Origin of the sequence: Klebsiella sp. CTHL.F3a (assembly GCF_019890895.1) — a bacterium.
GTDB classification, from domain to species: domain Bacteria; phylum Pseudomonadota; class Gammaproteobacteria; order Enterobacterales; family Enterobacteriaceae; genus Klebsiella; species Klebsiella grimontii.
This window is the reverse complement of sequence record NZ_CP082360.1, coordinates 4,878,633-4,899,514: the sequence shown is the minus strand read 5'-3', so window position 1 is coordinate 4,899,514 and position 20,882 is coordinate 4,878,633. Positions and strand designations below refer to the sequence as shown.

Annotated in this window: 17 protein-coding genes; all 17 read left to right on the top strand. The window is 54.4% G+C overall.

From position 1 onward, the window contains the following. Nucleotides 1-44 precede the first annotated feature (44 nt). The 17 genes from tsf (at nucleotide 45) to K7H21_RS22940 (ending at nucleotide 20,857) form a co-directional block, all read left to right on the top strand. Nucleotides 45-896, top strand: a complete 852-nt coding sequence (gene tsf / locus K7H21_RS23020) for a translation elongation factor Ts (RefSeq protein ID WP_004098746.1) — start codon at nucleotides 45-47, stop codon at nucleotides 894-896. A 146-nt stretch (nucleotides 897-1,042) separates the two neighbouring features. After that, entirely contained in the window at nucleotides 1,043-1,768 is a 726-nt protein-coding gene (gene pyrH, locus K7H21_RS23015; RefSeq protein WP_004098747.1) for a UMP kinase, read from the top strand. Nucleotides 1,769-1,973: 205 nt separating this feature from the next. Next, nucleotides 1,974-2,531: a ribosome recycling factor gene (gene frr / locus K7H21_RS23010; RefSeq protein ID WP_004098748.1), complete on the top strand. Its 558-nt coding sequence runs from the start codon at nucleotides 1,974-1,976 to the stop codon at nucleotides 2,529-2,531. Nucleotides 2,532-2,757: 226 nt separating this feature from the next. Beyond that, nucleotides 2,758-3,957 carry a 1-deoxy-D-xylulose-5-phosphate reductoisomerase gene (gene ispC, locus K7H21_RS23005; RefSeq protein WP_004129108.1) on the top strand — a complete coding sequence of 400 codons (1,200 nt, stop codon included), beginning with the start codon at nucleotides 2,758-2,760 and terminating at the stop codon, nucleotides 3,955-3,957. Nucleotides 3,958-4,199: 242 nt separating this feature from the next. Continuing rightward, the gene (ispU, locus tag K7H21_RS23000; protein WP_004129109.1) at nucleotides 4,200-4,958 is read left to right on the top strand and encodes a (2E,6E)-farnesyl-diphosphate-specific ditrans,polycis-undecaprenyl-diphosphate synthase; all 759 of its coding nucleotides are present in this window, start codon (nucleotides 4,200-4,202) and stop codon (nucleotides 4,956-4,958) included. 12 nt (nucleotides 4,959-4,970) lie between these two features. After that, nucleotides 4,971-5,828 (top strand): phosphatidate cytidylyltransferase, encoded by an 858-nt coding sequence (gene cdsA, locus K7H21_RS22995; protein WP_004129110.1) that lies wholly within the window; start codon nucleotides 4,971-4,973, stop codon nucleotides 5,826-5,828. 11 nt (nucleotides 5,829-5,839) lie between these two features. Next, complete coding sequence (rseP, locus tag K7H21_RS22990; RefSeq protein WP_004129112.1) at nucleotides 5,840-7,192, top strand: sigma E protease regulator RseP; 1,353 nt, start codon at nucleotides 5,840-5,842, stop codon at nucleotides 7,190-7,192. A 31-nt stretch (nucleotides 7,193-7,223) separates the two neighbouring features. After that, on the top strand, nucleotides 7,224-9,653 hold the full coding sequence (bamA, locus tag K7H21_RS22985) for an outer membrane protein assembly factor BamA (protein ID WP_004129114.1): 2,430 nt from the start codon (nucleotides 7,224-7,226) through the stop codon (nucleotides 9,651-9,653). Between the two features lie 130 nt (nucleotides 9,654-9,783). Further along, nucleotides 9,784-10,269, top strand: coding sequence for a molecular chaperone Skp (gene skp / locus K7H21_RS22980; protein ID WP_004129116.1), 486 nt, complete (start codon nucleotides 9,784-9,786; stop codon nucleotides 10,267-10,269). Nucleotides 10,270-10,272: 3 nt separating this feature from the next. Next, a complete protein-coding gene (gene lpxD, locus K7H21_RS22975) occupies nucleotides 10,273-11,298 on the top strand; it encodes a UDP-3-O-(3-hydroxymyristoyl)glucosamine N-acyltransferase (protein WP_004129118.1) in 1,026 nt (341 codons plus the stop codon). A 101-nt stretch (nucleotides 11,299-11,399) separates the two neighbouring features. Further along, the gene (fabZ, locus tag K7H21_RS22970) at nucleotides 11,400-11,855 is read left to right on the top strand and encodes a 3-hydroxyacyl-ACP dehydratase FabZ (RefSeq protein ID WP_004098761.1); all 456 of its coding nucleotides are present in this window, start codon (nucleotides 11,400-11,402) and stop codon (nucleotides 11,853-11,855) included. Between the two features lie 3 nt (nucleotides 11,856-11,858). Further along, nucleotides 11,859-12,647: an acyl-ACP--UDP-N-acetylglucosamine O-acyltransferase gene (lpxA, locus tag K7H21_RS22965; RefSeq protein WP_004129120.1), complete on the top strand. Its 789-nt coding sequence runs from the start codon at nucleotides 11,859-11,861 to the stop codon at nucleotides 12,645-12,647. Further along, nucleotides 12,647-13,795 carry a lipid-A-disaccharide synthase gene (gene lpxB, locus K7H21_RS22960; RefSeq protein ID WP_004129121.1) on the top strand — a complete coding sequence of 383 codons (1,149 nt, stop codon included), beginning with the start codon at nucleotides 12,647-12,649 and terminating at the stop codon, nucleotides 13,793-13,795. The genes lpxA and lpxB overlap by 1 nt, the downstream gene beginning before the upstream one ends. After that, nucleotides 13,792-14,388 (top strand): ribonuclease HII, encoded by a 597-nt coding sequence (rnhB, locus tag K7H21_RS22955; RefSeq protein ID WP_223035390.1) that lies wholly within the window; start codon nucleotides 13,792-13,794, stop codon nucleotides 14,386-14,388. The genes lpxB and rnhB overlap by 4 nt, the downstream gene beginning before the upstream one ends. Nucleotides 14,389-14,426: 38 nt before the next feature. Beyond that, the gene (gene dnaE / locus K7H21_RS22950) at nucleotides 14,427-17,909 is read left to right on the top strand and encodes a DNA polymerase III subunit alpha (RefSeq protein ID WP_004129123.1); all 3,483 of its coding nucleotides are present in this window, start codon (nucleotides 14,427-14,429) and stop codon (nucleotides 17,907-17,909) included. 12 nt (nucleotides 17,910-17,921) lie between these two features. Beyond that, nucleotides 17,922-18,881 (top strand): acetyl-CoA carboxylase carboxyl transferase subunit alpha, encoded by a 960-nt coding sequence (gene accA, locus K7H21_RS22945; RefSeq protein ID WP_004129124.1) that lies wholly within the window; start codon nucleotides 17,922-17,924, stop codon nucleotides 18,879-18,881. Nucleotides 18,882-19,069: 188 nt separating this feature from the next. Continuing rightward, entirely contained in the window at nucleotides 19,070-20,857 is a 1,788-nt protein-coding gene (locus tag K7H21_RS22940; RefSeq protein WP_004129125.1) for a chitinase, read from the top strand. The last annotated feature ends 25 nt before the right edge of the window (nucleotides 20,858-20,882 follow it).

Genomic DNA, 20,882 nt, shown 5'->3' with positions numbered 1-20,882 from the left:
TGGTTCCTGGAACCGGGCAGATCACATCTCCCGAGGAATAAAGAATGGCTGAAATTACCGCATCCCTGGTAAAAGAGCTGCGCGAGCGTACTGGCGCAGGCATGATGGATTGCAAAAAAGCGCTGACTGAAGCGAACGGCGACATCGAGCTGGCAATCGAAAACATGCGTAAATCCGGTGCTATTAAAGCAGCGAAAAAAGCAGGCAACGTTGCTGCTGACGGCGTGATCATTACTAAAATCGATGGCACCTACGGCATCATTCTGGAAGTTAACTGCCAGACTGACTTCGTTGCTAAAGATGGTGGTTTCCAGGCATTTGCTAACAAAGTTCTGGACGCAGCTGTTGCTGGCAAAATCACTGACGTTGAAGTTCTGAAAGCACAGTTCGAAGAAGAACGCGTTGCGCTGGTTGCTAAAATCGGTGAGAACATCAACATCCGTCGCGTTTCTTCTCTGGAAGGCGAAGTTCTGGGTTCTTACCAGCATGGCGCGCGTATCGGCGTTCTGGTTGCTGCTAAAGGCGCGAGCGAAGAGCTGGTTAAACAGCTGGCTATGCACATCGCTGCAAGCAAGCCTGAATTCGTTAAGCCGGAAGACGTTTCCGCTGAAGTGGTAGAAAAAGAGTACCAGGTTCAGCTGGACATCGCCATGCAGTCTGGCAAGCCGAAAGAAATCGCAGAGAAAATGGTTGAAGGCCGCATGAAGAAATTCACCGGCGAAGTTTCTCTGACCGGCCAGCCGTTCGTTATGGACCCGAGCAAATCTGTTGCTCAGCTGCTGAAAGAGCACAACGCTGACGTGACTGGCTTCATCCGCTTTGAAGTGGGCGAAGGCATTGAGAAAGTTGAGACTGACTTTGCAGCAGAAGTTGCTGCGATGTCCAAGCAGTCTTAATTTTCAAAAGGAGCCGCCTGAGGGCGGCTTCTTTTTGCGCTTAATGTGTAAATTCAGCCAACCGCTATAGTGGGTACGCTGAAAAGCGACGTACAATGTCGCCAGAATTAACTCATCTCATTCGTTGACAGTCTCAGGAAAGAAACATGGCTACCAATGCAAAACCCGTCTACAAACGTATTCTGCTTAAGTTAAGTGGCGAAGCTCTGCAAGGTTCAGAAGGCTTCGGTATTGATGCGAGCATACTTGACCGCATGGCTCAGGAAATCAAAGAACTGGTTGAGCTGGGTATTCAGGTTGGCGTAGTGATTGGTGGCGGTAACCTGTTCCGTGGAGCTGGTCTGGCGAAAGCGGGTATGAACCGCGTTGTGGGCGACCACATGGGCATGCTGGCAACGGTCATGAACGGCCTTGCAATGCGTGATGCACTTCATCGCGCCTATGTGAACGCCCGCCTGATGTCAGCGATTCCGCTGAATGGCGTGTGCGATAACTACAGCTGGGCGGAAGCTATCAGCCTGCTGCGTAACAACCGCGTGGTGATTCTTTCCGCGGGTACCGGTAACCCATTCTTTACCACCGATTCCGCTGCCTGCCTGCGCGGCATTGAAATTGAAGCCGATGTGGTACTGAAAGCAACCAAAGTCGACGGTGTATTTACCGCCGATCCGGCCAAAGATCCTTCCGCAACCATGTACGATCAGCTGACCTACAGCGAAGTACTGGATAAAGAGCTGAAAGTGATGGATCTTGCGGCCTTTACCCTGGCGCGTGACCACAAACTGCCTATTCGCGTATTCAATATGAATAAGCCTGGCGCGCTGCGCCGCGTGGTGATGGGTGAAAAAGAAGGCACATTAATTACTGAGTAATTCCCGTCAGCGTCAAATACGGGTAATATTCGGCCTTACTTTTTCGGGTTTTTGACCCGATGGTTTTCAACATGTTCTGTGGACGGAATGCTGCGGCTGACCCGTAGCCTGAAAGACGCTGAGCATAAACATGACTATACTTAGCTCACTTTTGCAGTGGGCGACCGTCTGGTCTGTCTGAGACAAGTTTTCAAGGATTCGTAACGTGATTAGCGATATCAGAAAAGATGCTGAAGTACGCATGGACAAATGCGTCGAAGCGTTCAAAACCCAAATCAGCAAAATACGCACGGGTCGTGCTTCTCCCAGCCTGCTGGATGGCATTATCGTGGAATACTACGGCACGCCGACCCCGCTGCGTCAGCTGGCTAGCGTAACGGTAGAAGACTCCCGCACCCTGAAGATCAACGTCTTCGATCGCTCCATGAGCCCGGCCGTTGAAAAAGCGATTATGGCTTCCGACCTCGGTCTGAACCCAAGCTCTGCGGGTAGCGATATCCGCGTTCCGCTGCCGCCGCTGACCGAAGAGCGTCGTAAAGATCTGACCAAAATCGTGCGTGGCGAAGCTGAACAAGCGCGCGTTGCCGTGCGTAACGTTCGTCGCGATGCCAACGATAAAGTCAAAGCGCTTCTGAAAGAGAAAGAGATCAGCGAAGATGACGATCGCCGCTCTCAGGAAGATGTGCAGAAAATGACTGACGCTGCTATCAAGAAAGTTGATGCGGCGCTGGCGGATAAAGAAGCGGAACTGATGCAGTTCTGATTCTCTGCCGACACGCAGGTCTGAGCATTGCCCTGCGTAAAATCTGAAACGCCGTACAGGAGACCGTACGCTCAATTTTCGGGATTGCGTTTAGACGGCTGGCCTTGTAGCCTTTGGCGCCAAGTCAAAGGCTCGGCGCCTCCGCTCTATTATCCGATGATTGATGCATAAGGGTTTGCTGGCGGCGTTTTGCTTTTTATCCTGTCTTCATTTTTCTGGACGCCTCATGAAGCAATTAACCATTCTTGGTTCGACCGGTTCTATTGGCTGCAGCACGCTGGATGTGGTGCGCCATAATCCTGATAGCTTTTCTATCACCGCGCTGGTCGCCGGGAAAAATGTCGACCGTATGGTTGAACAATGTCTGGAATTTTCCCCTCGTTACGCGGTAATGGACGATGCGCACAGCGCGGAGCTGCTGCGGGCAAAACTGCGCGAGCAGGGTAGCCGTACGGAAGTCATGAGCGGCCAGCAGGCGGCGGCTGAGGTGGCGGCGCTGGACGAGGTTGAGCAGGTGATGGCGGCGATTGTCGGCGCAGCGGGCCTGGTGCCGACGCTTGCAGCCATCCGCGCGGGTAAAACGGTGCTGCTGGCGAACAAAGAGTCGCTGGTGACCTGCGGTCGTCTGTTTATGGAGGCCGTGCAGCAGTCCGGCGCACGATTGTTACCGGTTGATAGCGAGCATAATGCGATTTTTCAGAGTATGCCGGAAACAATTCAACATAATCTGGGATACGCTGATTTAACCCAAAACGGCGTGGCGTCGATCCTCCTCACCGGCTCTGGCGGCCCCTTCCGGGAAACGGCGATTTCTGAGCTGGCGGCGATGACTCCCGACCGGGCCTGTAAGCATCCAAACTGGTCGATGGGGCGCAAAATATCTGTCGATTCGGCCACCATGATGAATAAGGGGCTGGAGTATATCGAAGCCCGGTGGCTGTTTAACGCCTCGGCGGAGCAAATGGAAGTTCTGATCCATCCGCAATCGGTGATTCATTCGATGGTGCGTTATCAGGATGGTAGCGTCCTGGCGCAGCTCGGCGAGCCGGATATGCGTACGCCGATTGCCCACACGATGGGCTGGCCAAAACGCCTTAATTCTGGCGTGAAACCGCTGGATTTCTGTCAGTTGAGCAATCTGAGCTTCTCGGCGCCGGATTACGGCCGTTACCCGTGCCTGAAGCTGGCCATGGAGGCTTTTGATGTCGGTCAGGCGGCGACCACGACGCTGAATGCGGCAAATGAAGTGTCGGTCGCAGCGTTTCTGAACGGTGATATTCGCTTTACCGATATTGCGGCGATAAATCAGGCGGTGCTGGATCAACAGGCGTTAAATGAGCCGCAAAGTATTGATGAAGTGCTGGCTATTGATGCTATGGCCCGGGTAAGCGCAGGTCAGCTCCTGGCCGCGCGGCGCAAATTCTGATACTCGTTGTGATATTTGTGGGCGCTGTGCTTCAGTGATATAGTCTGCGCCATCCGATCGTTGCATTTTGTTGTGAAAGATTACGGTGGCCGTGGCAAGACACGGCTTTTTTGCGTAAAGCTTTTGGTTGTTCTCTGCGATTGGCCGTAGCTCCGGTACCGGATAAAAATGCGTATCCAGCGCTGACCGGTGGCCCGTGTTTAGTAGCTTAGCTAATCCTTATTATGGACTTAAAACGCGTTATGTTGTCTGCTAATCAAACTGTCAGCGAAATGTTGCCTGCGCATGGGTGCCGTCATGTGGCCATTATTATGGATGGCAACGGGCGTTGGGCAAAACGGCAAGGAAAGATCCGCGCCTTTGGCCATAAAGCCGGCGCAAAATCTGTTCGTCGCGCCGTTTCTTTCGCGGCGAATAATGGTATTGAAGCGTTGACGTTATACGCGTTCAGCAGTGAAAACTGGAATCGCCCGGCGCAGGAAGTCAGTGCGCTGATGGAGCTATTTGTCTGGGCGCTGGATAGCGAAGTGAAAAGTCTGCACCGACATAATGTGCGCCTGCGTATCATCGGCGAGACCACGCGCTTCAACGCGCGTCTCCAGGAGCGTATTCGCAAAGCCGAGGCGCTGACGGAGAACAACACCGGTTTGACCCTGAACATTGCTGCGAACTACGGCGGCCGCTGGGACATCGTTCAGGGCGTACGTCATCTGGCCAAACAGGTACAAGACGGGTTGCTACAGCCCGAGCAAATTACAGAAGAGATGCTGAGCCAGCAGGTCTGTATGCATGAACTTGCTCCCGTAGATTTAGTTATTAGGACCGGGGGAGAGCATCGCATTAGTAATTTTTTGATTTGGCAAATTGCCTATGCCGAACTTTACTTTACGGATGTTCTTTGGCCCGATTTCGCTGAACAGGACTTTGAAGGTGCACTCCATGCCTTTGTTAATCGTGAGCGTCGCTTCGGCGGCACTGAACCGGGCGGCAACAATGCCTGATGGGGGTCACTTTTGCTGAAGTATCGCCTGATTTCTGCTTTCGTCTTAATCCCCGTGGTGATAGCGGCGCTTTTTTTGCTGCCGCCCGCGGGTTTTGCCATCGTTACGCTAGTCGTCTGCATGCTCGCCGCGTGGGAGTGGGGGCAATTTAGCGGCTTCACTTCAACGGCGCAGAGAGTCTGGCTGTCAGTGCTTTGCGGTCTGCTGCTGGCGCTGATGCTATTCCTGATGCCGGAATATCATTATGACGTTCATCAACCGCTGGTTGAGGGGGCGCTATGGGCATCATTTGGCTGGTGGGTCGTCGCGCTGCTTTTGGTGCTGACTTACCCCACTTCAGCGGCTTTCTGGCGCAATTCAAAAACGCTACGTCTGATTTTTGGTGTCCTGACCATTGTGCCGTTTTTTTGGGGCATGCTGGCGCTTCGGGCCTGGCATTACGCCGATGATCATTATAGTGGCGCGCTGTGGTTGCTGTACGTGATGATTCTGGTCTGGGGCGCGGATTCCGGCGCTTACATGTTCGGTAAAATGTTCGGTAAGCATAAGCTGGCGCCGAAGGTTTCTCCGGGCAAAACCTGGCAGGGTTTTTTTGGCGGTCTGTTAACGGCAGCGGTTATCTCATGGGCTTACGGCTGGTGGGCTCATCTGGATGTCACGCCGATGGTGCTGCTGGTATGTTCCATTGTCGCGGCCCTGGCCTCGGTACTTGGCGACCTGACCGAGAGCATGTTTAAACGCGAAGCTGGCATTAAAGATAGCGGAAATCTGATCCCCGGACACGGCGGTATTCTCGATCGTATCGATAGCCTGACCGCTGCGGTGCCCGTATTTGCTTGCCTACTCTTGTTGGTTTTCAGGACGATTTGACGGAAGGTTTTATGCTGAGCGTTCTCTGGAATTTGGCTGCTTTTATTATTGCGCTGGGCGTGCTGATCACCGTCCATGAATTTGGCCATTTCTGGGTTGCTCGCCGCTGTGGTATCCGCGTTGAGCGTTTCTCTATCGGCTTTGGTAAAGCGCTTTGGCGCCGTTTTGATAAGCAGGGAACGGAGTTTATTATCGCCCTTATCCCGTTGGGCGGTTATGTCAAAATGCTCGACGAACGCGTTGAGCCCGTGGCGCCAGAGATGCGCCACGCCGCGTTTAACAACAAAACTGTTGGTCAGCGCGCCGCCGTTATCGCCGCAGGGCCCATCGCGAACTTCCTTTTTGCCATTTTTGCCTACTGGCTGGTCTTCATTATAGGTGTCCCAGGCATTCGTCCGGTCGTTGGCGACATAACGCCCAACTCGATCGCCGCGCAAGCACAAATTGCAAAAGGAACGGAACTTAAAGCGATAGATGGCATCGAAACGCCTGATTGGGATGCAGTACGGATGGCGCTGGTGGCGAAGATAGGCGATCGGCAAACAATAGTTACCGTCGCCCCTTTCGGGACCAATCAACGCCAGGATAAAATCCTCGATCTGCAGCACTGGGCGTTCGAGCCGGATAAACAAGATCCGGTTACCTCGTTGGGCATTCAGCCTCGCAGCGCGCAGATTGATACCGTCCTGGCTGAAGTACAATCTGGCTCGGCGGCGCAGAAGGCGGGTTTGCAAGCGGGCGACAGGATCGTTAAAGTCGATGGTCAACCGTTAACGCAGTGGATGACGTTTGTTAATCTGGTGCGCGATAATCCGGGTAGGGCATTAGTTCTGGACATCGAGCGGCAGGGTAGCCCCTTGTCGGTGAACTTGACGCCGGACACGAAGTCTACCAAAGGCAAAGCTGAGGGGTTTGCAGGGGTCGTACCTAAGGTCATCCCGCTGCCTGATGAATATAAGACAGTGCGTCAGTACGGGCCGTTTGCCGCCATCGCTGAAGCCACGGATAAAACCTGGCAGCTGATGTCGTTAACGGTCAGGATGCTGGGCAAATTGATAACCGGTGATGTCAAACTGAACAACCTCAGCGGGCCGATTTCTATCGCCCAGGGGGCTGGGATGTCAGCGGAATTTGGGCTGATTTATTATCTGATGTTTCTTGCGCTGATCAGCGTGAACCTTGGAATAATCAACCTGTTCCCGCTTCCCGTTCTTGACGGGGGACATCTGCTGTTTTTGGCGATTGAAAAGCTGAAAGGCGGACCGGTATCCGAGCGAGTTCAAGACTTTAGTTATCGCATTGGCTCAATATTGCTGGTGCTGTTAATGGGGCTTGCACTTTTCAATGATTTCTCTCGGTTGTAAGAGAGTTTGTTAGGAAGAACGCATAATAACGATGGCGATGAAAAAGTTGCTCATAGCGTCGCTGCTGTTTAGCAGCGCAACCGTATACGGTGCTGACGGGTTCGTGGTGAAGGACATTCATTTCGAAGGCCTTCAGCGTGTCGCTGTTGGTGCGGCCCTCCTCAGTATGCCAGTGCGTCCTGGCGATACCGTAACCGATGATGATATCAGTAACACCATCCGTGCTCTGTTTGCCACCGGCAACTTTGAGGACGTTCGCGTCCTGCGCGATGGTGATACCCTGCTGGTGCAGGTGAAAGAGCGTCCAACGATTGCCAGCATCACTTTCTCCGGTAACAAGTCGGTGAAAGATGACATGCTCAAGCAAAACCTTGAGGCATCCGGCGTACGCGTAGGGGAATCCCTCGATCGCACCACGCTTGCTGATATCGAAAAGGGGCTGGAGGATTTCTATTACAGTGTCGGTAAGTACAGCGCCAGCGTTAAAGCTGTCGTGACGCCGCTGCCGCGTAACCGTGTCGACCTGAAGCTGGTCTTCCAGGAAGGCGTCTCGGCGAAAATCCAGCAGATCAATATCGTCGGCAACCATGCATTTAGCACCGATGAACTGATTTCGACCTTCCAGCTGCGCGATGAAGTTCCATGGTGGAACGTGGTGGGCGATCGTAAGTATCAGAAACAGAAGCTTGCAGGGGACCTTGAAACGCTGCGCAGCTACTATCTGGATCGCGGCTATGCTCGTTTCAACATTGACTCCACGCAGGTGAGTCTGACGCCGGACAAGAAAGGCATCTACATCACCATCAACATTACCGAAGGCGATCAGTACAAGCTTTCCGGTGTGCAGGTGACGGGCGACCTGGCGGGGCATTCGGCAGAAATCGAAGCGCTGACCAAAGTCGAGCCGGGCGAGCTGTATAACGGCACCAAAGTGACCAAAATGGAGAATGACATTAAAAAACTCCTCGGTCGCTACGGCTATGCCTATCCGCGCGTTCAGTCCCAGCCGGAAATCAGCGATACCGATAAGACCGTGAAGCTGCACGTGAACGTCGATGCGGGCAACCGTTACTACGTGCGTAAAATTCGCTTCGAAGGCAACGATACCTCGAAAGATGCCGTTCTGCGTCGCGAAATGCGTCAGATGGAAGGCGCCTGGCTGGGTAGCGACCTGGTCGACCAGGGTAAAGATCGTCTGAACCGTTTAGGCTACTTTGAAACGGTTGATACCGATACGCAGCGCGTGCCGGGCAGCCCGGATCAGGTTGACGTGGTCTATAAGGTTAAAGAACGTAATACCGGTAGCTTTAACTTCGGCGTCGGTTACGGTACGGAAAGCGGCGTCAGCTTCCAGGCCGGCGTTCAGCAGGATAACTGGCTCGGTACCGGCTATTCCGTTGGGATTAACGGCACCAAAAACGATTATCAGACCTATACTGAACTGTCGGTGACGAACCCGTACTTTACCGTGGATGGCGTCAGCCTCGGCGGTCGTGTGTTCTATAACGACTTCGATGCTAACGATGCGGACCTGTCTGACTATACCAACAAAAGCTATGGTACAGACATCACGCTGGGCTTCCCGGTTAACGAATACAATACGCTGCGCGCAGGTCTGGGCTATGTGCATAACAAGCTGTCCAATATGCAGCCTCAGGTATCCATGTGGCGTTATCTGAATTCGATGGGTCAGTATCCGGACAACACGAACGACAGAAACTCGTTCAGCGCTGACGACTTCACCTTCAACTACGGCTGGACGTATAACAAGCTCGACCGTGGCTTCTTCCCGACCGAAGGTTCACGCGTCAACCTGAATGGTAAAGTGACGATTCCGGGATCGGATAACGAATACTACAAAGCGACGCTCGATACCGCGACCTATGTACCGATCGATGACGATCACAAATGGGTCATGTTGGGTCGTACCCGCTTTGGATATGGCGATGGTCTGGGCGGTAAAGAGATGCCGTTCTATGAGAACTTCTATGCCGGTGGTTCAAGCACCGTGCGTGGCTTCCAGTCCAATACTATCGGTCCGAAAGCGGTTTATTTCCCAGCCAGCAGTCGTCATGACGACGACAGCAGCTACGATAACGAATGTAAGAGCAGCGAGTCCGCGCCGTGTAAGTCTGATGATGCGGTGGGCGGTAACGCCATGGCGGTTGCCAGCCTTGAGCTGATCACCCCAACGCCGTTTATTAGCGATAAATATGCGAACTCGGTACGTACCTCCGTCTTCTGGGATATGGGTACCGTGTGGGATACTCACTGGGATTCAGCCGCATATGGCGGTTACCCGGACTACAGCGATCCAAGCAATATCCGTATGTCTGCGGGTATCGCAGTACAGTGGATGTCGCCGTTAGGGCCGTTGGTATTCTCCTACGCTCAGCCGTTTAAAAAGTACGATGGAGACAAAGCCGAACAGTTCCAGTTTAACATCGGTAAAACCTGGTAATGATGTTGGCTACAATGGAATGTAAGTGCAGTTGCAGTATAGCGCTGACTATTGGCGATAACTGAGGTTATCGCCTGGCCACGCAAATAACGGTACCCCTGGGTACTCATGGGATGGTAAGGAGTTAATTGTGAAAAAGTGGTTATTAGCTGCAGGTCTGGGTTTAGCAATGGTTACTACCGCTCAGGCGGCAGATAAAATTGCAATGGTTAACATGAACAGCCTGTTCCAACAGGTTGCCCAGAAAACAGGCGTTTCTAACACGCTGGAAAACGAGTTTAAAGGCCGCGCGAGCGAGCTGCAGCGTATGGAAGGCGACCTGCAGTCTAAAATGCAGCGTCTGCAGTCCATGAAAGCGGGCTCTGACCGTACCAAACTGGAAAAAGATGTAATGGCTCAGCGCCAGACTTTCTCCCAGAAAGCACAGTCTTTCGAACAGGATCGCGCACGTCGTTCTAATGAAGAGCGCGGCAAGCTGGTGACTCGTATTCAGAGCGCCGTGCAGAGCGTGGCTAAAGATCAGAGCATCGATCTGGTTGTTGACTCTAATGCCGTCGCATACAACAGCAGCGATGTAAAAGACATCACCGCTGATGTGCTGAAACAGGTTAAATAAGTAATGCCTTCAATTCGACTGGCTGATTTAGCCCAGCAGTTGGATGCAGAATTACACGGTGATGGCGATATCGTCATCACCGGCGTTGCGTCCATGCAGTCCGCGCAAGCGGGCGATATTACTTTCATGGTAAATCCTAAGTACCGTGAACACCTGGCCGCTTGCCAGGCATCTGCCGTCGTGATGACGCAGGATGATTTGCCTTTTGCTCATCGCGCCGCGCTGGTAGTGCGTAATCCCTACCTGACCTACGCGCGCATGGCCCAGATTCTTGATACCACGCCGCAGCCGGCCCAGGATATCGCGCCCAGCGCGGTCATCGATGCCACGGCTAAGCTGGGTAATCACGTCGCCATTGGCCCGAATGCCGTTATCGAATCCGGCGCGATCCTTGGTGATAACGTGGTCATCGGCGCAGGTTGCTTCGTTGGGAAAAATACGAAAATAGGTGCTGGCTCGCGTTTATGGGCCAATGTCACCGTTTACCACAACATTGAGATCGGCGAGAATTGCCTGATCCAGTCCAGCACGGTGATTGGCGCGGATGGCTTCGGCTATGCGAACGATCGCGGCAACTGGGTGAAGATCCCGCAGTTGGGTCGCGTGATCATCGGCGATCGTGTAGAGATTGGCGCTTGTACGACCATTGACCGCGGGGCGCTGGACGACACCGTCATCGGTAATGGCGTCATTATTGATAACCAGTGTCAAATCGCGCACAACGTAGTGATTGGAGACAACACCGCGGTTGCTGGCGGCGTGATCATGGCGGGCAGCCTGAAAATTGGGCGCTATTGCATGATTGGCGGAGCAAGCGTGATCAACGGTCACATGGAAATCTGCGATAAAGTCACCGTCACGGGGATGGGGATGGTTATGCGTCCTATCACCGAGCCAGGGGTTTACTCTTCAGGTATCCCGCTGCAGCCGAATAAGGTCTGGCGTAAGACCGCTGCGCTGGTACTGAATATTGATGATATGAGCAAGCGTCTCAAAGCCATTGAGCGCAAGGTTAATCAGCAAGATTAGTGCTTCATCCAGCCACATTAAATTTTCGGCCTGTTGCATTCATGAGATTGCCGCAGGCCGTGTTATTATTGCCTTTTAGGATATTTGACAGGAAGAGTATTTTGACTACTGACACTCATACTCTGCACATTGAAGAGATTCTGGAACTTCTGCCTCACCGTTACCCGTTCCTGCTGGTCGATCGCGTGCTGGATTTTGAAGAAGGTCGTTTTCTACGCGCAGTTAAAAATGTTTCTGTAAATGAGCCGTTTTTCCAGGGACACTTCCCTGGTAAGCCGATTTTACCGGGCGTACTGATTCTCGAAGCCATGGCTCAGGCCACCGGTATTCTGGCATTCAAAAGCGTTGGAAAACTGGAACCGGGCGAGCTGTATTATTTTGCCGGGATTGACGAAGCGCGTTTCAAACGTCCGGTCGTGCCAGGCGACCAGATGATTATGGAAGTCACTTTTGAGAAAACCCGCCGTGGCCTGACTCGTTTCAAAGGCGTTGCGACGGTTGACGGAAAAGTGGTTTGCGAAGCAACGATGATGTGTGCCCGTAGCCGGGAGGCCTGATACGTGATTGATAAAACCGCCTTTATTCATCCTTCCGCCATTGTAGAAGAAGGCGCCGTTATTGGCGCTAACGTCCACATTGGCCCGTTTTGTATTGTTGGCGCTAACGTCGAAATCGGCGAAGGTACCGTACTGAAGTCTCACGTTGTTATTAACGGGCATACCAAAATTGGCCGCGATAACGAGATATATCAGTTTGCTTCCATTGGTGAAGTTAACCAGGATCTGAAATATGCTGGCGAACCGACCCGCGTGGAAATTGGCGATCGCAACCGCATCCGCGAAAGCGTCACCATTCATCGTGGCACAGTACAGGGCGGTGGATTAACGAAGGTGGGCAGCGATAACCTGCTGATGATCAACGCCCACGTGGCGCACGATTGTACGCTGGGCGACCGTTGTATTCTGGCGAATAACGCGACCCTCGCGGGCCACGTTTCGCTGGATGATTTTGTTATCATCGGCGGCATGACCGCAGTGCATCAGTTCTGCATTATTGGCGCGCACGTGATGGTTGGCGGCTGCTCCGGCGTTGCGCAGGACGTTCCGCCGTTCGTGATTGCTCAGGGCAACCACGCAACGCCGTTTGGCGTCAACATAGAAGGGCTGAAACGCCGCGGCTTCAGCCGTGAGGCGATCACAGCAATTCGTAACGCGTACAAGCTGCTGTACCGCAGCGGTAAAACGCTGGACGAAGCGAAAGCTGAGATCGCCGAGCTGGCGGCGCAGTACCCTGAAGTGCAGACATTTACCGACTTTTTTGCCCGCTCCACCCGCGGCCTGATTCGTTAATGGCTGAATCGCGTCCCCTGACTATTGCCCTGGTCGCCGGAGAAACTTCCGGCGATATTCTTGGCGCCGGTCTTATCCGCGCGCTCAAAGCTCGCATCCCTGATGCCCGCTTTGTCGGCGTTGCCGGGCCGTTGATGCAGGCGGAAGGCTGCGAGGCCTGGTATGAGATGGAAGAGCTGGCGGTGATGGGCATTGTGGAAGTGCTTGGTCGCCTGCGTCGGCTGCTGCATATTCGCGCCGATCTCACCCGTCGATTGACCGAGCTCAAGCCGGACGTGTTCGTCGGCATTGATGCGCCTGACTTCAACATTACCCTCGAAGGTAATCTGAAGAAGCAGGGTATCAAAACTATTCATTACGTCAGCCCGTCGGTATGGGCATGGCGGCAAAAACGCGTTTTCAAAATTGGCAGATCCACCGATCTGGTACTGGCATTCCTGCCTTTCGAAAAAGCGTTTTATGACAAATTTAACGTTCCCTGCCGGTTTATCGGCCACACGATGGCGGATGCGATGCCGCTGGATCCGGACAAAGGCGCGGCGCGCGACCGTCTGGGAATCGATCGTAACGTGCACTGCCTGGCGCTACTGCCGGGAAGCCGCGGGGCGGAAGTTGAGATGCTCAGCGCCGATTTCCTGAAAACGGCGCAGATCCTGCGAGACTCTTACCCCGATCTCGAAGTGGTTGTCCCTCTGGTCAACGCGAAGCGGCGGGAACAGTTCGAGCGTATCAAAGCGGAAACTGCGCCGGATCTTGCCGTACATCTGCTGGATGGGCGGGCGCGCGATGCGATGATCGCCAGCGATGCTGCGCTGCTGGCCTCCGGAACGGCTGCGCTGGAATGTATGCTGGCTAAGTGTCCGATGGTCGTCGGCTATCGGATGAAGCCGTTTACCTTCTGGCTGGCGAAACGGCTGGTTAAAACCGACTACGTATCGCTGCCGAATTTACTGGCCGGGCGTGAACTGGTTAAAGAACTGCTGCAGGATGAATGCCGGCCGCAGGCGCTGGCCGAGGCGCTGAAGCCGCTGCTGGCCGACGGTAAAACCAGCCACGATATGCATGAAACCTTTCGCGCGCTGCATCAGCAGATCCGCTGCAACGCTGATGAGCAGGCGGCGGATGCAGTACTGGAGTTAGCAAAATGATGGAGTTCGTTTACCCGCATACCCATCTGGTTGCGGGAGTCGATGAAGTCGGGCGCGGTCCGCTGGTCGGCGCGGTGGTGACTGCCGCAGTTATTCTCGATCCGGCAAAACCGATTTTGGGTCTTGCCGACTCGAAAAAGCTCAGCGAGAAGCGGCGCCTTGCGCTATTTGATGAGATCAAAGAAAAAGCGCTGTGCTGGAGCCTCGGTCGTGCGGAGCCGCATGAAATCGATGAGCTGAATATTCTACATGCGACCATGCTGGCCATGCAGCGCGCCGTTGCGGGCTTGAGCATTTCCCCTGAGTTTGTTCTTATTGATGGTAACCGCTGTCCGCCGCTACCAGTGCCTTCACTGGCGGTCGTTAAAGGCGACAGCCGAGTGGCGGAAATCAGCGCCGCGTCTATTCTGGCTAAAGTGACGCGGGATGCTGAAATGGCCGTACTGGACCGGGAGTTCCCGCAGTACGGTTTTGCGCAACATAAAGGTTATCCCACCGCTTTTCATCTGCAAAAGCTGCTGGAACATGGCTTAATCGAGCAATACCGGCGCAGCTTTGGCCCGGTGAAGCGCGCGCTGGGCCTGGCGTCCTGAACCGACACGCAAGCAATTAAGTAACGCGGAATCTGAAGATGGCTGAACCACGTTTCGTACACCTGCGGGTGCACAGCGACTATTCCATGATCGATGGCCTGGCGAAAACCGGACCGTTGGTAAAAAAGGCGGCCGCGCTCGGCATGCCTGCGCTGGCGATCACTGATTTTACCAACCTCTGCGGGCTGGTGAAGTTCTACGGAGCGGGGCACGGCGCCGGAATTAAACCCATTGTCGGGGCAGATTTTCACGTCCAGAGCGAGCTGCTTGGCGATGAACTGAGCCAGCTGACGGTACTGGCGACGAACAACGTTGGCTATCAGAATCTGACGCTGCTGATCTCCAAAGCTTATCAGCGCGGCTACGGTGCGGCGGGCCCGATTATCGATCGCGACTGGCTGATCGAATTAAAAGAAGGGCTGATTTTGCTCTCCGGTGGGCGCATGGGCGACGTGGGCCGTAGCCTGCTGCGCGGCAACATGGCGCTGGTGGATCAGTGCGTTGATTTTTACGAACAACATTTCCCTGACTGCTATTTTCTTGAGCTGATTCGCACCGGCCGTCAGGATGAAGAGCCCTATCTGCATGCTGCGGTAGAACTAGCGGAAACCCGGGGCTTACCGGTGGTGGCGACCAACGATGTTCGCTTCCTTGAGCCGGGCGACTTCGACGCCCATGAAATCCGCGTGGCTATCCATGATGGCTTCACCCTCGACGATCCTAAGCGTCCGCGTAACTACTCGTCGCAGCAGTATATGCGCAGCGAAGAGGAGATGTGCGAGCTCTTTTCCGATATTCCCGAAGCGCTGCAAAACACCGTGGAGATCGCCAAACGCTGTAACGTGACCGTGCGCCTTGGCGAGTACTTCCTGCCGCAGTTCCCGACCGGGGATATGACCACCGAAGATTATCTGGTCAAGAAATCCAAAGAAGGCCTGGAAGAGCGCCTGGAATTCCTGTTTCCCGATCCGGATGAGCGGGCTAAACGCCGTCCTGAATATGATGAACGCCTGGACATTGAGCTGCAGGTGATTAACCAGATGGGGTTCCCTGGCTACTTCCTGATCGTTATGGAGTTTATCCAGTGGTCGAAGGATAACGGCGTGCCGGTAGGGCCGGGACGTGGTTCCGGCGCCGGTTCGCTGGTCGCCTATGCGTTGAAAATTACCGACCTCGATCCGCTGGAGTTCGACCTGCTGTTCGAACGTTTCCTTAACCCGGAACGTGTCTCCATGCCCGACTTCGACGTTGACTTCTGTATGGAGAAGCGCGACCAGGTGATTGAACACGTCGCGGACATGTACGGTCGCGATGCGGTATCGCAGATTATTACCTTCGGTACCATGGCGGCGAAAGCGGTTATCCGCGACGTTGGCCGCGTGCTGGGCCATCCGTACGGTTTTGTGGACCGCATTTCCAAGCTGGTGCCGCCTGACCCGGGTATGACGCTGGCGAAAGCGTTTGAAGCCGAGCCGCAGCTGCCGGAAATTTACGAGGCGGATGAAGAGGTTAAAGCGCTGATCGACATGGCGCGTAAGCTCGAAGGGGTCACCCGTAACGCCGGTAAACATGCGGGTGGGGTGGTGATCGCGCCAACCAAAATTACCGATTTTGCCCCGCTTTATTGTGATGAAGCGGGCCAGCATCCGGTTACCCAGTTTGATAAAAACGACGTTGAATATGCCGGGCTGGTGAAGTTTGACTTCCTCGGCCTGCGTACGCTCACCATCATTAACTGGGCGCTGGAGATGATCAACGCCCGCCGCGAGAAGAACGGCGAGGGGCCGCTGGATATCGCCGCGATCCCGCTCGACGATAAAAAAAGCTTCGACATGCTGCAGCGTTCGGAAACCACCGCCGTTTTCCAGCTTGAATCGCGCGGTATGAAGGATCTGATCAAGCGTCTGCAGCCCGACTGCTTCGAAGATATGATCGCTCTGGTGGCTCTGTTCCGTCCGGGGCCGCTGCAGTCGGGGATGGTGGATAACTTTATCGACCGTAAGCACGGTCGCGAAGAAATATCGTACCCGGACGTGCAGTGGCAGCACGAATGCCTGAAACCGGTACTCGAGCCAACTTATGGCATCATCCTGTACCAGGAACAGGTCATGCAGATTGCCCAGGAGCTTTCCGGCTATACCCTTGGCGGCGCGGATATGCTGCGTCGTGCGATGGGTAAGAAAAAGCCGGAGGAGATGGCTAAGCAGCGCGGCACCTTTGAAGAAGGGGCGAGGAAGCGCGGTGTAGACGGTGAACTGGCGATCAAGATCTTTGACCTGGTGGAGAAATTCGCCGGATATGGATTTAACAAATCGCACTCCGCCGCTTATGCTTTAGTGTCCTATCAGACGCTGTGGCTAAAGGCGCACTATCCGGCTGAATTTATGGCGGCGGTGATGACCGCGGATATGGATAACACCGAGAAAGTCGTCGGCCTGGTGGATGAGTGCTGGCGGATGGGGCTGAAAATCCTGCCGCCGGATATTAACTCCGGCCTGTATCATTTCCACGTTAACGACGATGGCGAAATCGTTTATGGTATCGGTGCGATTAAAGGCGTCGGCGAAGGCCCTATTGAAGCGATTATTGAAGCCCGTAATCAGGGCGGCTATTTCCGCGAACTGTTTGATCTCTGCGCGCGTACGGATATTAAAAAGCTCAACCGCCGGGTGCTGGAAAAACTGATTATGTCCGGGGCTTTCGACCGCCTCGGGCCGCATCGCGCGGCGTTAATGAATTCACTGGGCGATGCGCTAAAAGCCGCCGATCAGCACGCCAAAGCCGAAGCTATCGGTCAGGCGGACATGTTCGGCGTACTGGCGGAAGAGCCGGAGCAAATCGAACAGTCATACGCCAGCTGCCAGCCGTGGCCGGAACAGGTGGTGCTAGATGGAGAAAGGGAGACCCTGGGGCTGTATCTGACCGGGCACCCGATTAACCAGTATTTGAAAGAGATCGAGCGCTACGTTGGCGGCGTGCGACTCAAAGACATGCATCCGACCGATCGTGGTAAAGTGACCACGGCGGCCGGGCTCGTTATTGCCGCGCGGGTCATGGTCACCAAGCGCGGCAATCGTATCGGCATCTGTACGCTGGATGACCGTTCCGGGCGTCTGGAGGTGATGTTGTTCACCGACGCCCTGGATAAATACCAGCAATTGCTGGAAAAAGACCGCATACTTATCGTCAGCGGACAGGTCAGCTTTGATGACTTCAGCGGGGGGCTTAAAATGACCGCTCGTGAAGTCATGGATATTGACGAAGCCCGGGAAAAATATGCTCGCGGGCTTGCTATCTCGCTGACGGACAGGCAAATTGATGACCAGCTTTTAAACCGACTCCGTCAGTCTCTGGAACCCCACCGTTCGGGAACTATTCCAGTACACCTCTATTATCAGAGGGCGGATGCACGCGCGCGGTTGCGTTTTGGCGCAACATGGCGCGTCTCTCCGAGCGATCGTTTACTTAACGATCTGCGTGGCCTTATCGGCTCGGAGCAGGTGGAACTGGAGTTTGACTAATACAGGAATACTATGAGTCTGAATTTCCTTGATTTTGAACAGCCGATTGCAGAGCTGGAAGCGAAAATCGATTCTCTGACAGCGGTAAGCCGCCAGGATGAGAAACTGGATATTAACATCGATGAAGAAGTGCATCGCCTGCGTGAAAAAAGCGTAGAGCTGACGCGCAAGATCTTCGCCGATCTTGGTGCATGGCAGGTTGCGCAACTGGCTCGCCATCCACGTCGCCCATACACCCTGGATTATGTCCGCCTGGCTTTCGACGAATTCGACGAACTGGCCGGTGACCGCGCCTACGCTGACGATAAAGCGATCGTTGGCGGGATTGCGCGTCTGGACGGACGTCCGGTGATGATTATCGGCCACCAGAAAGGGCGCGAAACCAAAGAGAAAATTCGCCGCAACTTCGGTATGCCGGCGCCGGAAGGCTATCGTAAGGCGCTGCGCCTGATGGAGATGGCCGAGCGCTTTAAAATGCCGATTATCACCTTCATCGACACCCCGGGCGCTTATCCGGGCGTTGGCGCGGAAGAGCGCGGTCAGTCTGAAGCGATTGCGCGCAACCTGCGTGAAATGTCGCGCCTGAGCGTACCGGTTATCTGTACCGTTATCGGTGAAGGCGGCTCCGGCGGCGCGCTGGCAATCGGTGTGGGCGATAAAGTGAATATGCTGCAGTACAGCACTTATTCCGTTATCTCCCCGGAAGGCTGCGCGTCCATTCTATGGAAAAGCGCCGACAAAGCGCCGCTGGCCGCCGAGGCGATGGGCATTGTTGCCCCGCGTTTGAAAGAGCTGAAGCTGATTGACTCCATCATTCCTGAGCCGCTGGGCGGCGCGCATCGTAATCCGGAAGTGATGGCCGCCTCTCTGAAAGCGCAACTGCTGGCTGATCTGGCTGACCTCGACATTCTGAGTGAGGAAGAGCTGCTGAACCGTCGCTACCAGCGTTTGATGAGCTACGGCTACGCCTGATTATCGATCTCATTTTTTCTCTAAGGGCCGGATTTTCCGGCCCTTTTTTTATGTGTTGTTGACTGAGATTAGATGAGATGGACAAGAGCTAATGTGATTAGCGGATGATGCCGGTCTCCCCTGAAACTGCAGCAACTGCCAGGTATTGCGAACCGGCAGTCAGTTAACAAGGATAAAGGAGAAATACTATGGCATTGCATAAAACCGTCGCGTTAAGCGCCGTGGCCGCAGGGATCATGTTAAGCCTGGGGGCCGCACAATCCGCGCCGCTGCTTGGCGCAACGGAAGCGATAACTCTTAAGGCGAGCGATCTGACCGCGAAAGAAAAAGCCTTAACCGACTTTCCGCTCATGGCGTCGGTAAAATCATCGATTCAAACGCTGTCTAACAGCGCGGTTGAAAAAATCGAGCCGGGTCTGGCGACCAACCCGACCAACGTTAAGCGTGTGGAAAGCATCCTGTCCGAACAGGACTGGGAATATCTGTTTCCGATGCGCGCTGCAGAATATACCTACTCTAACTTTCTGAAAGCTATTGGTAAATTTCCCGCGGTTTGCGGGACCTATACCGACGGACGCGACAGCGATGCCATCTGCCGTAAATCTCTGGCAACCATGTTTGCCCACTTTGCTCAGGAAACCGGCGGCCATGAAAGCTGGCGCGATATTCCCGAGTGGCGTCAGGCGCTGGTGTATCTGCGTGAAGTGGGTTGGGTTGAAGGTCAGAAAGGCGGCTACAACGGGGAATGTAACCCGGATATCTGGCAGGGCCAGACCTGGCCTTGCGGCAAAGATAAAGACGGCGACTACCTGAGCTATTTTGGTCGCGGCGCGAAACAGCTCTCCTATAACTACAATTATGGTCCGTTCTCCGATGCGATGTACGATGGCGACGTTCGTCCTCTGCTGGATAAACCAGAGCGGGTGGCGGATACCTGGATGAACCTGGCGAGCGCGGTCTTCTTTTTCGTTTACCCGCAGCCGCCGAAGCCCTCTATGCTGCACGTCATCGATGGAACCTGGGTGCCAAACGATCATGATAAAGCGAATGGCCTGGTGGAAGGCTTTGGGGTCACCATTCAGATCATCAACGGTGGCGTTGAGTGCGGCGGGGCGGAAGAGAACGCGCAGTCTCTGAACCGTATCGCCTACTACAAAGAGTTCGCAAACTACCTGAAAGTGCCGATTGCCGGTGATGAAGTTCTCGGCTGCAAAAATATGAAGCAGTTCGATGAAGGCGGCGCGGGCGCATTGCCGATTTACTGGGAAGAGGACTGGGGATGGAGCGCCGACACCGCCGACGGTAAGACCAACGCCTGTCAGCTGGTGGGTTACCAGACGCCGTATACCGCCTTTAAAGAAGGCGATTATGCCAAATGCGTCCAAAGCCACTTCAATGTCAACATCATCGATGACAGCGGCCAGGGCGACACCACTCCGCCTGCGCCCGAGGATAATACTCCTGCGCAGGAAACAAACGTGGCGCCGGTTGCCCGTATCACGGGTCCGATCGGCGCTATCGAAGCGGGGGCCACGGTTTCCCTGAGTGCGGAGAGTTCTACCGATGCGAACGGCGACAAGCTTATCTACACCTGGATGTCGCAGGACGGCCAGACTCTCGGCGGGCAGGATAAAGCCGTGATTACCTTTACCGCGCCGACAACCGATCGGGACGCGCAATATGTTGTTAGCCTGACGGTCAGCGACGGTACGTTGTCCAGTACGACCACCTATACCCTGAACGTGAAGGCCAAAGCCGCTTCTGCGGATGAAACGACGGATGGCAAAGACAGCGACACCATCAGCTATCCTTCCTGGAGCAGCACCCAAACCTGGAATGCGGGCGATATCGTCAACAACCACGGTGCGCTTTATCAGTGTAAACCGCTGCCTGAAGGCGCATGGTGCAACGTAGCGCCGACGTACTACGAGCCTGGAGTAGGTATTACCTGGGGCGATGCCTGGAAAGCGCTTTAATAGAGATAAATCCGCCAGTGCTTAG